Origin of the sequence: Gimesia aquarii (genome assembly GCF_007748195.1) — a bacterium.
Lineage (GTDB): Bacteria > Planctomycetota > Planctomycetia > Planctomycetales > Planctomycetaceae > Gimesia > Gimesia aquarii.
Window position 1 is genome coordinate 7,248,850 of sequence record NZ_CP037920.1, and the last position, 13,030, is coordinate 7,261,879.

General features: G+C 46.1%; 10 protein-coding genes. 5 read left to right on the forward strand and 5 right to left on the reverse strand.

Going from position 1 to position 13,030, the window contains the following annotated elements; genetic code table 11:
* Positions 1-56: 56 nt before the first annotated feature.
* The 3 genes from V144x_RS27565 to V144x_RS27575 all read right to left on the reverse strand — a co-directional run bounded on the left by V144x_RS27565 (position 57) and on the right by V144x_RS27575 (position 4,643).
* Positions 57-1,040 (reverse strand): HAD family hydrolase, encoded by a 984-nt coding sequence (locus V144x_RS27565; RefSeq protein WP_144990341.1) that lies wholly within the window; start codon positions 1,038-1,040, stop codon positions 57-59.
* A gap of 89 nt (positions 1,041-1,129) precedes the next feature.
* Positions 1,130-2,872, reverse strand: coding sequence for an arylsulfatase (locus V144x_RS27570; RefSeq protein ID WP_197998669.1), 1,743 nt, complete (start codon positions 2,870-2,872; stop codon positions 1,130-1,132).
* Between the two features lie 622 nt (positions 2,873-3,494).
* Entirely contained in the window at positions 3,495-4,643 is a 1,149-nt protein-coding gene (locus V144x_RS27575) for a GntR family transcriptional regulator (RefSeq protein WP_144990343.1), read from the reverse strand.
* A gap of 279 nt (positions 4,644-4,922) precedes the next feature.
* Here V144x_RS27575 and V144x_RS27580 point away from each other — a divergent pair, with 279 nt between their 5' ends.
* The 5 genes from V144x_RS27580 (at position 4,923) to V144x_RS27600 (ending at position 11,079) form a co-directional block, all read left to right on the forward strand.
* On the forward strand, positions 4,923-6,518 hold the full coding sequence (locus V144x_RS27580) for an HTTM domain-containing protein (protein ID WP_144990345.1): 1,596 nt from the start codon (positions 4,923-4,925) through the stop codon (positions 6,516-6,518).
* A 126-nt stretch (positions 6,519-6,644) separates the two neighbouring features.
* Positions 6,645-7,664, forward strand: a complete 1,020-nt coding sequence (locus V144x_RS27585; protein WP_144990347.1) for a DUF1559 domain-containing protein — start codon at positions 6,645-6,647, stop codon at positions 7,662-7,664.
* Positions 7,665-7,778: 114 nt separating this feature from the next.
* Complete coding sequence (locus V144x_RS27590; protein ID WP_144990349.1) at positions 7,779-8,240, forward strand: DUF4198 domain-containing protein; 462 nt, start codon at positions 7,779-7,781, stop codon at positions 8,238-8,240.
* 157 nt (positions 8,241-8,397) lie between these two features.
* Positions 8,398-9,282: an inositol oxygenase family protein gene (locus V144x_RS27595; RefSeq protein WP_144990350.1), complete on the forward strand. Its 885-nt coding sequence runs from the start codon at positions 8,398-8,400 to the stop codon at positions 9,280-9,282.
* A 96-nt stretch (positions 9,283-9,378) separates the two neighbouring features.
* On the forward strand, positions 9,379-11,079 hold the full coding sequence (locus V144x_RS27600) for an alkaline phosphatase (protein ID WP_144990352.1): 1,701 nt from the start codon (positions 9,379-9,381) through the stop codon (positions 11,077-11,079).
* A 41-nt stretch (positions 11,080-11,120) separates the two neighbouring features.
* Here the strand turns inward: V144x_RS27600 and V144x_RS27605 are convergent, their stop codons facing one another.
* Positions 11,121-11,894: an MBL fold metallo-hydrolase gene (locus V144x_RS27605; RefSeq protein ID WP_144990354.1), complete on the reverse strand. Its 774-nt coding sequence runs from the start codon at positions 11,892-11,894 to the stop codon at positions 11,121-11,123.
* A 245-nt stretch (positions 11,895-12,139) separates the two neighbouring features.
* The gene (locus V144x_RS27610; protein WP_144990356.1) at positions 12,140-12,889 is read right to left on the reverse strand and encodes a glucose 1-dehydrogenase; all 750 of its coding nucleotides are present in this window, start codon (positions 12,887-12,889) and stop codon (positions 12,140-12,142) included.
* Positions 12,890-13,030 lie beyond the last annotated feature (141 nt).

Sequence of the window (13,030 nt, forward strand, 5' to 3'; positions counted from 1 at the left end):
CGTAGCCATTGCCTTGTTATGGCAGCTTGTCTAAGAGAACAATGTATGCGAGAAAACTATCTTTGAAATGGATAAATCGTTTTCCAGTCTCGTTTCATATCTACCACGGTCCAGCCTCGCAGCTTGGCTTCATCCAAGGCGACGTTCAGATGCCCTACACGCGATTGACGGTCATAAGCCCATTCGCGTTTGGCATCGGTGTGGTGCACAAGTAAAGCAAAACGGGCTCCGTGCCCAGCTGTGGTCCATTGTAGCATTTGTAAGTCACCATCAGAATTTCCAAAAGCGGCTACCGGGTGACGGCCAATGAACTTATTAATCGCGACCGGTTTGCCTGCCTTGTCGTCGATGAAATCAATTTCGGGTAAACGGACGATGACAGGTTTACCTTTACGGATTTCAAATTTTGTTTTAATACTACTCCCTATGACTTGTTCGGGCGGGATTCCGTAAACATCTTCCGCGAAGACGCGCAGAAATTCGATGCCGCCTCCCGAAACAATGTATGTTTTGAAACCGTTTGCACGCAGGTAGGCTAGCAGTTCGAGCATTGGCTGAAAAACCAACTCCGTGTAAGGCCGATTGAAGCGTGGATGCCGCGCCGTTTCAAGCCAGGCTCTTACTGTTTTCTTGAATTCCTTTGTCGTTGTCCCAGCATGCGTGGTCATTAGCAGGATCATCATATCTTTCGCGCTGAGCGAAGTGAGTGCTTTCCGCTCCTCCTCGAGTATTGTTTTGAATGGTTGCTCTGTTTTCCATTCTGGATGTTTTGCTGCGAGTGCCTTGATACGGTCAATGGCAAATTGAAGCTGAAAGTAAACCGGCTTTTCGGACCAGAGAGTACCATCATTGTCAAAGGTTGCAACCCTCTGAGGTGGGGAAACATACTCTGGGTTACCTTTGGTGGTAGCACGCTTTACAAAATTGATAATCGATGTCTTCGTCGGCCCTGTGTTCCAGGATGGCAGGGGGTCATTGGCACGAACGACTGAAGACAATATGACAATCAAGACAAATATTAAGATGCCCAATCGGTTCATCGGAATGTACTCCATATACTCTGAATAGGTAAAATAAAAACGGCGTGATCCTGAAACGACCACGCCGTTCCGTTTTTAGAAATTCAGATCTAGTTACTGCCTAACCCCTGCTTCAATTTTTCCATCACTTGATCGAGACTGAAACTGGCAGCCTTCTGACGAGGCGGATATTCCTTAAATGTTTCAAGAAAGTTTCCGACATAAGCCTGCGCTGGAACGATCATGTATGCGTGATCGATTACCCAATCGTAGTAAGTATTTGAGGTGAGCTGTGAGCGCTCGTAGGGATCACGACGTAAGTTGAACATTAATGGCAGGCGTAGGGGAGTGAAGGGGTTGGCCCATAATTTCAAAGTTCCTGTTGCACGTTGTTCCATGAAGACCAACTTCCAGTCTTGAAAACGCAGGGCTGTTAAATCTCCATCATCTGAAAAGTAGAAAATCTCATTGCGTGGAGACTTCTTTTCCTGTCCCGTCAAATGTGGCAGGAAGTTATAACCGTCCAAGTGAACCTTGTAATTACGACCGATTGCCTGATGGCCTTTTAGCAGCTTCTCTTTGACGTCCGTTTCACCGGCAGCGGCAAGAAATGTTGGCAGCCAATCCATGTGGTGCATAATTCCGTTAGAAACTGAGCCAGCCTTGATCTTGCCAGGCCAACGGACCATTGCGGGTACACGCCAACCTCCTTCCCAGTTAGTATTCTTCTCGCCACGGAAGGGGGTCATGGCTGCATCAGGCCAAGTATTCATGTGAGGTCCGTTATCGGTACTGTAGAAAACGATTGTATTGTCGGTAATTCCCAGGTCATCGAGTTTCTTCAGCAATTGACCCACGTGTCTGTCATGTTCAACCATGCCATCAGCGTATTCATCCTGCCCGGAAATGCCACGATTTTCTTTCTTAACATGCGTACGAAAATGCATGCGTGTTCCGTTCCACCAACAGAAAAACGGCTTATTAGCTTTATGCTGTCGTTCGATGAAGTCTAACGTGGCGGCAACGGTTTCGTCATCGATCGTTTCCATCCGTTTCTTGGTCAGAGAGCCGGTGTCTTCGATTTTGCCTCCTGAGAATGATTTAATAACGCCACGTGGACCATATTTTTTCCGGAACTCAGGATTCTTAGGATAGTCCTCGTTTTCTGGTTCTTCTTCCGCATTCAAGTGATAGAGATTGCCCAGGAACTCATCAAAACCATGATTTGTAGGTAACATTTCGTTTTTGTCACCCAGGTGATTCTTACCGAACTGCCCTGTTGCATAACCATGATTCTTTAGCAGACCAGCAATAGTGGGATCTTCAATACGCATCCCTAAATCGGCTCCCGGTAAACCAACCTTGCTGAGCCCCGTGCGAAAAACACTTTGGCCCATGATGAAAGAAGATCTTCCGGCCGTACAACTTTGTTCGCCATAGTAGTCTGTAAAAATTAAACCTTCATGTGCGATGCGATCAATATTAGGCGTACGGTATCCCACCAGCCCCTTCGTATAAGCGCTGATATTTGATTGGCCAATATCATCACCCCAGATCACCAGGATATTTGGTTTTTTGCCAGTTCGCTGTTGGATAACTGTTGAAGCAGCGGCTACCTCCTGCTGGTTGGTAGCGATTAACAGTTTAGACTGCGTGTTACCATCATAAACTAAATTCGTCGAATCAGAATCCGATAGAGATGATTGCTGTTTAGAGTCAGATTGCCTCGAACTGAAAGGAATCTTGGATTGTACTTTTGCAGCCTTAGTTACATTGAAGTCGGCACTAGCAGCCAGATATCCGAGGAGCACGCCGACTCCCACTAATGATAAAGAAAAGAGCTTGATTCTCATAAGTAGAGTCCTCAAAGAAAAAGAATCCGTTATAGAGATGATGAGTTCGAATGTTTCGCCGGGTCAGGAAGAGATCCTTACCATAAATATAGTTGTGAAGACGAGATCTCGATTCAATTTGGTACCAGTGACCGTAAAGACGCATACTATTATTGTACTGCGGAGTACAAATTTGATTATCTTTTTATATTTTCACCCAGAATTATTCTTAACGACACAGCCTCATAATGATCGAAGAGCTTCAGGCAAGAAAATAGCACTGAACGACAGTTGTTAAATCTCAAATAGATAGGACTTTTCCACCCTATGAAGATCAAGGGATATCAGAAGTGATGTTTTTCACATCTCATTGTTTATATGAGAGTGGTGCTTCGTTTTCAATAAAATTTTCCGCCACGCCAAGATAACGATGAGAAAATCTATTTCAGAAAATGTTCCCTCGTTTACTTTTAAGTATGTCAGAAAATTATCAAATACTTGCGAATAAACTTTGTTACTAAAAAGGGTGTCGTATTGCCTTTACGTTGTTTAAAAGATTTCCATCGTGAGTATAGAGTGATATAAGCGCGGAAACATCTGAAAGTCTACAAAATAAGGTAGCATATATCCGGAGCCATGAAATCTATTGAATTTCACGAGATATGGCCGGCTCATCTTTCGCAGCTACACCGCACGATTTTCGTACGATGAGTTCGGATTCCAGTTGTACCGTTCGTGCGGGCATGTGTGGTGCAGAAATACGAGAATTCATTAATCGCACGGCCACTTCGCCAAGTTGTGCACAGGGCTGACGAATCGTTGTCAGCGGGACAGCAAGTAGCTGTGCATATTTCACATCATCAAATCCCACGACAGCAATTTCATCTGGAACACTCACACCGAGTGTGTTGAGAGTTTGCATCAGGTGGGCAGCAACAACATCGTTTTCACAAGTAAATGCATCGGGATTGTAATCTGAAAGAATCTGGCCAATGAATTCATGATCACGGGCATCACCCTGGTGAACCCATTCGGGATTAAACACTTGACCGGCTCGCACGAGCGCAAGCTGGTATCCGGCAAGCCGTTGCTCCATGGAATCAGAGGTACCCGGCCACTGCAAATAAGCAATACGCTTGCGTCCCGACTTGAGCAAATGCTCGCAGAGTTTGAGTTGTCCGCTGAGGTGATTCACTGTTACCAGGTCATACGAACTGCGTTCGGGGAATTGTGCCACATCGCGATCAAGTAACACGACAGCAATACCAGCTTCATCAAGTCGATCAAGAATTCTTCGATCCGCGTCTTTATCTTGCTGAGTTGAGACCATAGGAACAAAGAACACTCCAGTTACTCCTTCATCAATGAAGCTCTTACAAGCACGTTCGGCCCGCTCTGCAGAAACAGCAAGCCGACCCTCTTTTGTATTAGAATCATTGACCACACCAGCGTCACCCCAGAGAAGCGAATATCCAAATGGCTGTACCGTACGTGCGATTTCTGCACAAACCGGTTCGAAGATCTCAGTGTTACCCAATTCTGGAATGAGAAGACCAAGTCGCTGCTCGGATTCGGATGACTTGGCTTCTACAAATGTTCCCGCACCAACTCGACGACGGATCAATCCGAGCTGTTCCAAATCACGCATCGCTCGCGCAATCGTGGGACGCGACACGGATAAACGCTCGCTCAACTCATCATCGGTTGGCAACTGATCCCCAGGAACAAAATGTCCACTATCAATGGAGTTTTGGATGTAATCCCGAACGAATTGGTGTTTTGGTCGTGACATAATTTTCAAACATTACATTGATTTCAATGTTCAACTCAAGGCAAAGAATTCAGATTCTTCCCATTTATTCATAAGTTATTCACAATTTATAAATAAATAGCACTATTTGTAAACACATATTTATAAAAACAGAAGCACTACAAGTAACATTCATACGTTATCATCAAACGAATTAATGAGTTTTTTTGCAAAAATAGGTAATTACATGTTGACAGATTGATTATCAGCCACTTATATAGCAATCAATTGTAAATTATTTGTCATGTCTAATAATAAATAATGCAAAAACAAATGATTCAACAAGCACAAATCAATTCAATTGAATCAGACGCACAACTCCCTCGAAGTAGGGATTGGCGTTCGCATCTGTTTGAAAGGGTCGACATCGCATCGCTGGTTTTGTTCCGCATTGCGTTTGGCGCAGTGATGCTATGGCACATCTGGGAATACTTTAAGCTTGGAGTGATCAAGGCAGATTATATTGACCCACCGTTCCACTTTACCTGGTATTGGTTTGATTGGGTCAAGCCGTTACCCAGGTCAGGCATGTACTTGCTCTATTATACGATGGGTATCTTGGCAGCTTGCATTATGGTTGGATTACACTACCGAATCAGTTGCCTCCTGTTTTCGTTGCTATTCACATATTGCTTCCTGATTGATAAGGCTTATTATCTCAACCACTATTACCTCACGTGTCTGGTCAGCCTGTTAATGGCATTTATTCCAGCTCATCATGCACTATCTATTGATGCATGGATGCGACCAAAGCTTAAGTCACAAACTGCACCTCGGTGGGCGCTTTGGTTAATGCGATTCCAAATTGGGGTTCCGTACTTTTATGGTGGTCTGGCAAAACTGCAGCCGGACTGGTTACAGTGCCAGCCTATGAAGATTGCACTCGCGCAGCGTGCTGATCGGTTTCCTTACCTTGGTCAATTCTTCACCGAAGACTGGATGGTCTGGTTTTTCAACTATGGTGGATTGGTCTTCGATTTATCGATCGTGCCCCTCCTCTTATGGCGGAAGACACGAATACCAGCATTTCTGGCTGCTCTATTCTTTCACTGCATGAACTCTGTCATGTTTGATATCGGGTACTTCCCGTGGTTTATGATTTTTGCAACCACTCTATTCTTTGAACCAAACTGGCCTCGTCGTGTGATCAACTTTTTCTGGTGCGGTCTGGGAGGGCGTACTATCGCAAAGAGTTCTGTAGAGCCACAGAGATTCTGTAACACATTAACACCGCTACAGCGTTGGGGCTCTGCCTTACTGATGGCTTACGTTCTTGCGCAACTAGTTATTCCATTTCGTCACTACTTCTACCCAGGCGACGCAAGTTGGACAGAAGAAGGACACTGCTTTGCCTGGCATATGATGTTGCGCGGCAAGTATTGTGGGGTTCGCTACTACGCAACTGATCCAGAGACACGGCAAACGATGGTAATTGATCTACGGCCGTTTCTGACAACCCGTCAGATGGGTAAGCTGGGAAAAGATCCTCATATGGTTCATGACCTGGCACTCTTCCTCAGGGATGAGTTAGCACGGGACGGACATCCCAAGATAGAGATCCGTTGCTTAGATTTGGTTTCAATGAATGGGCGTAAACCACAGTTGCTCGTTAATCCCCAGATGGATCTAGCTAAATTCGATCGAACCTGGCGCCGTGCACCGTGGTTGGTAGAACTTCACGAATCTCTACGAGATCGGGCATGGCTCGTTCCAATTGCTGAATGGGAGCAGCATCTGGATTTGAAGCAGCTTCTTGAGGGAACACCTATGTCACCGACAAAGAGGAAGGCGCGCCGAAGTATGCCATCTGGAATTGTTGACGACAATCAGCTCAGTGTGGCACAAGGACAAAATTAAGACTTCTCAAGTCATGATGGCTGGGGGGAATCGGCACTTGCAATCTTCAGGAACGTAAGGTCGAAACGCGGAAAAGGAAGTTTATTCTAATATTTAGTGATTTAACTTTTGGTGGAGGAAAATTTGATGCAGAAATTGCAAAAAAGGCAGGCATTTACGCTCATTGAGCTGCTCGTGGTGATCGCGATTATCGCAATTTTGATTGCTTTATTACTACCCGCTGTTCAACAAGCACGAGAAGCGGCCCGACGTTCTCAGTGTAAAAATAATCTGAAGCAAATGGGTCTGGCGATGCATAACTATCACGATGTATTTGGAATGTTTCCACTCGGTACAGGATGGGATGACCACGACTACGGCTGGGGGACACGTATGCTGCCTTATTTAGATCAAGCTTCGTTGTACAATCAAATTGATTTTGCAATTGATGATTGCAGTAAACTTCTCTGCAGTAATGATAAATGGCCGATTTCAAATGCGGGCGTACCCCGCCCCAACATCGAAGGCACAATTCTAGCAGCATTTATTTGCCCTTCATCCACTTTGCCAAATCGTTCTACAGGGCAAGGGTCAGGTGTCGATACATCAGTGGGCTCAGGTAAAAGCGACTACAAAGCTTGTGCCGGTAATGACGACTGGACCGATGGCATCTTTAACAAACCCAGTGATGCAGTCTCTTCATCTGGTGGCCCCTCCGGCGTCACAGCAGCAACTCGTATACGTGACGTGATTGACGGAACGAGTAATACAATCGCAATTGGAGAGTCCTCGTATTACAACGCAATCGACGTAGACCCCACACTCGAAAGACCATGGGGAGCTGCGACAGGCGGGCAAAACGACCGTGATTTCCCAATCTGGGCAGGAGCCGGCGGGCAGGACGAGCAAGTCTTTGCAAAAACCGACCGACGCTCTCCTCTCAATAGCCGTGCAGATGATGATGGCTTTTTTAGCTTCCACGTAGGTGGTGCCCATTTCCTGTTTGCTGATGGATCTGTGCACTTTCTTAGTGAGAATATCGACTCACGATTTGGTTGCTCTTCTAATGACTCTACCTGCCCCTCTCCGGTACCTGCCCGGTCGCAATGGGGAACGTACCAACGATTGGGTAGTCGCAACGATGGTCAGACTGTAGGTGAATTCTAATGAGGCGCTAATTTTGTATCTATCGTACCAGTCTTCGCACACTCAGTGTGCGAAGACTGGCAAGCGATTCACGTGATCCATTTTTTATCGAATTACTATTAGTGAGGTTCCATCATGGTTCAAGCGAGAGGAATCATAATAGGTCTTCTGCTTTTCACAATGTTGATCTTAAGTAATGGCTGTGGAGGTAGCGGACCAGAAATGGCAAGAGTCAAGGGGCAAGTTCTTCTGAATGGAGAGCCGGTGCCAGGTGGTAAGGTAATGTTTAACCCAGTCGCGATCGGCGATACTACTGAGGCAAAAGGCCGTCCCGCTATGGGTAGTGTTGACTCCAATGGAGGTTTCACATTGACGACATATGAATCTGGTGATGGAGCAGTTGTCGGAATGCATCAGGTAGACTATCTTTCACCCGATAATGAGGATTTAGAAGAAGATGGTGATGCAAAGGTCGCTCAATGGTTTAAAAATAAAAAAATCTTTGTGCCCGCTGATCTCAAATTTGAAATTGTATCAGGAAGCAATGAAATCAAACTCGAACTCAATGAGCGATCCGGGAAGGCACGAAAACGATGATTATTACGAATATAAGTATGGTTGATCCGTAAGTGTATCAGAAATATGGGCCTTGTAGATAAATACGATATTACAAGCGTTCGTCACTACAATTTATCCCAACTACAAAAAGCGCATGAGGAATTAGAAACTTACCTCTTGCAAATAAGGAGCATTCATGGATCGAGGAGTTTCCACAAATAAAGACGTGCCATTAGCAAGCCTGGATGACTGGGATCACGACGTGCGACGGCGTTATCCCAGTCCATCAAGCCCAAGTGAAATTAGTGATATTGACCAACACTTTCGAAACTATGATGCTGATACAAGTGCGGGAGTCCGTGAATTCTATCGCCTTAATCATGTTAAACAGACAGTTGAATTCAATCGGTCTATACGAGAAAAATATATTCCACTACAGAATCGACGGATGAGTGTCTGGGAGGCCATCCAATGTCTTGATGAAATCGTTGACGAAAGCGATCCCGATACGGAATTGCCTCAAATCGAACATGCCATCCTAACTGCAGAAGCCATTCGTGCCGATGGTCATCCCGACTGGTTTATACTTGTCGGTTTGATCCATGACCTTGGAAAGGTATTGTGCCTGTTTGATGAACCTCAGTGGGCAGTTGTGGGAGACACGTTTCCCGTTGGTTGTCGTTTTTCCGAGAAAATTGTCCTGCATGAGTTCTTCAAAGAAAATTCGGATATTCATGTTCCCGAATACCAGACACAGTTTGGAATATTCGAGCCAAAATGTGGTCTCGATCAAATCATGCTTTCATGGGGACATGATGAGTATATGTCACACGTTGTAAAAGACTTCCTGCCGGAAGAAGCGCGTTACATCATCCGTTACCACTCATTCTACGCATGCCACAGAGAAGGCGCATATACACATTTCATGAACGATCTGGATTACATCATGATGGAATGGGTACGACGATTCAATCCCTACGATTTATACACAAAGGCAGACAAACGACCGGATCTAAATCGCTTACTACCCTTCTACGAAAAACTGGTCAGCAAATTTTTTCCTGCTGAGCTGCAGTGGTAAAGGTCATGAGGTTGGCAACACATGCTGAACAGTACTGCGGTGCGGTAGTATCATTGGTAACCATAACCCACAACAGATCATATCGGTAAATCAAACATGAAGTATCTCACGCGTATCCTATTTATCACCTCGATGTTCTTACTCTTGCACGATATTGTTTCGGCTGCCGATCCTATCCGTGAAATCCAGAACAATGCCGTACTTCATAACCGCTCACCTGTATTACACTGGGGGTACAACCCAGACAACTATTCAACCTGGACCAGCCATTCACTACGGTTGGTACCCGTTTATACTTTCGGAACTAAAGGAAGTGGTAGCGGTATCGACCTCAAGTCTTACACAAAAGAAAACAGCCCCTATCGAAGTTCTGATGCACTGCGTCAGATCTATGGATATCTGCCTGAAAACTCTTTGAATCCACAGGCAGAATACCTCGACAACACCAACATTGCGGACATGCAACAAGCCGCGTTATCTGCTGGGAAAAAGCATATTTTCCTCGTGATCTTTGATGGGATGGACTGGCAAACGACACAGGCGGCCGCCCTGTATTATTCCGGTAAAGTATATAAAAAAGGGCGTGGCCACGGGCTGCACTTCCTGGATTACATAGCAGGGGATACAACACAGTATGGTTTTGCCGTGACCGCACCTCACAATGAAGAAACTGAAACCAACGTCAATAACCAAACCGTCCTCAACCCTGGTGGTCGGCTTCGGAGTGGCTACAACTCGACAAAGGGAGGACTAAACCCCTGGAGTCCTGGAAACGACAATAAGTACATTATTGGAAATAAGGGAAACGGTTTTGGTGAGCATGCCTATCCGGATTCTGCGAACACGGCAATGGCCATGACATCGGGAGTAAAATCCTACAAGAAAGCACTAAACGTGGACCATTTGGGAGGCCAAGTCTCAACAATTGCTCATGACGCACAACAAGAGGGATATGCAATCGGCATCGTAACCAGTGTTCCCCTTAGCCATGCCACTCCGGCGGCAGCTTATGCGCACAATGTTTCCCGGCATGACTATCAGGATCTGGCCCGAGACTTGTTGGGGCAGGCCTCAATTTCACATCCTCATCAGCCCCTTACCGGGATGGACGTCGTCATCGGTGGCGGATACGGATTCCCCGCCAAAGACAAAGATGTAGATCGGCAGGGGGCCAACTTTATTCCGGGAACTGCATACATTACTTCCGAAACGATTTCGAAAGCTAACGTCAAAAATGGAGGTCAATACACGGTTGCTGTGCGTACCCTCGGACAAAATGGTCATGAAAGCCTGAACCGCGCTGCAGAAGAGGCGCGGCGAAAAGGCACTCGACTATTGGGAGTTTATGGTGTGGGAAAATATGAAGGCCATCTACCCTACCAAACCGCCAACGGCGACTACCAACCCGCCAACGGAAAAAAAGACATCGCCGAACAATACACGCCCGCTGATTTGTATGAAAACCCAACGCTGGCCGAGATGACAGCATCTGCAATCAAAGTGCTTTCGGCTGACAAAGAGGGCTTCTGGATGATGGTCGAAGCAGGAGACGTCGACTGGGCGAATCACGACACCAATTTAGATAACTCGATTGGTGCCGTCAAAAGCGGAGACGATGCCATTAAAGTCATCACTGATTGGGTGGAACAGAACAGTAACTGGAATGAATCCATTCTTATAGTAACCGCGGATCACGGCCACTATCTGAATCTCGATCAACCTGAAGTGATTGCTGCCGCCAAAGCCAATGAAAAAAAGAGCCAACACAAGCAAACGAATGCTTCATCAGGGCCATGACGAAATCTTGAAACTTCACAAGCATTATCAGTAAAACAAGGCTAGGCAGTGGCTGCTGGGAACTGAGGCAGCTCGTTGATGTCGTGGTAGCCAATCATTTCGATCTCGTCTGTGTGAGAAGTAAATAACCGGCGCAGTTCCTTGAGACTAGACTGACGCAAGTCGTTGTCATCGGCTCTCTGAGCGGCAAATGATGAGACTGGATGGTTATCATCCGTCAGTTCCGCGCGCAGGTAGTACGCATCACCGGCATGGAGTAACCATCGGCTGTCCTGCCGAATCGCAACACCGCAATGCCCGATGGTGTGCCCGAATAATGGAATCAATAGAACTTCCGCTGCAGGATCCACATTGATGGGACGCGCCTGCAATCCGAACCAATCTCTCTCGCCACGAGAGTAAGTTTGGCAGTTCGGACCATGTTCGAAGTGGCTGTTGACATATCGCCAGTGTCCGGACTGCATATGCTGCAGTTCCTCCTGTGCGACATGGACTTGAGCATTGGGAAAATCAGCCAAACCACCGGTGTGGTCAGGGTCGCAGTGAGTCAGAACAATGTGACGGACATCAGCAACTGAAAATCCCAAGGCTTCGATTCGTCGTACTGCGGTATCTGATTCGTTGAATTGAAAGCCAGCCATGTCGATCAATTCCTGGCCCAGGCGTTCAACTGGGTTTTGTACGTCTAACAGCCCAATTCCAGCATCCACTAACAAGAGTCCCTGCTTGCTTTCGAGGAGAAGGCAATGGCACACTACAGTGGGGTACCCTTGCACAATTAGTGTCCCGCAATTGATATGATGAATTTTCGTCACTGTTGGTTCCTTGTGTGCAAATTTGGAATTTAGAGAATTCGCGCTAGCATCAAGAATGCAACTGAAACCACACGGGAAAATCAAAGGTTTTCAGGGATTAAGGGCACCTCTCGCTATGCCGTTTTGACTCTAATCTTACTAAAGCTAAGAGTCAAGTAAGCTACGATTGTGAACCGAATGCCAACCATTACAAATCCCCAATCATCTTGAACCATATTTGTCTACAGTCATCTATTTGATTGAAGCTACTGTGAGCATACTCCACCATCTACTGGCAGCGTATGCCCTGTTACATATCGGGCCTCGTCTGAAAGCAACCAAACCACCGCATCGGCAATCTCTTCCGGTTGTCCAATTCTACCCATTGGGACAAAGGCAGCGTAACTATGGGGATCACCTCCAGTACCTTCATGTAGAAGTGGTGTTTCCACAGGACCGGGGCCAACGGCATTGATTCGAACCCCCCGCTTGGCATAATCAAGTGCTGCTGCTTTCGTCATTCCTGTAACGGCATGTTTCGTTGAGACATAGAGCGACCACCCAGGATAGCCATTTAAACCAAAGATAGAAGACGTATTCACAATACTCCCGCCACCCTGTTTGAGCATTTGCTCGATCTCGTACTTCATGCAGTAAAACACTCCCTTGATATTGACGTCGAACAGAGTCGATGCCTTGTCTATGTCCTGTTCGTGTAACGGCACCTGTTCTCCATCCATGCCAGCATTGTTAAATCCAAGATCGAGCCCCCCAAACTCGGTAACTGCTCTTTGAACTAATGACATTACATCATCAGGTTTACTGACATCAGTCTGTTGGAAGATTGCTCGGCCTCCAAATTGTTCGATCGTTTGCACGACTTCTTCACCCTTTGTTGCGTTCCTATTTCCAATGACCAACGCTGCACCCGCCTTTGCCATTGCTAAGGCGGTTGCCCTGCCGATACCAGTTCCTCCACCAGTGACGATTCCCACTTTTCCATTCAGATTTGCCATTTTATTTCCTTATGTTTTAAGTTTTTTATTAAATAATTATTTCTGCTGAATGTAGAGTGTTGCTTCATATATCTCAAGCGTTCGATCACTCAGAAGTTGAATCGTGGCATGCAACCGTTAAAATGGAATATGTTGTTCGCT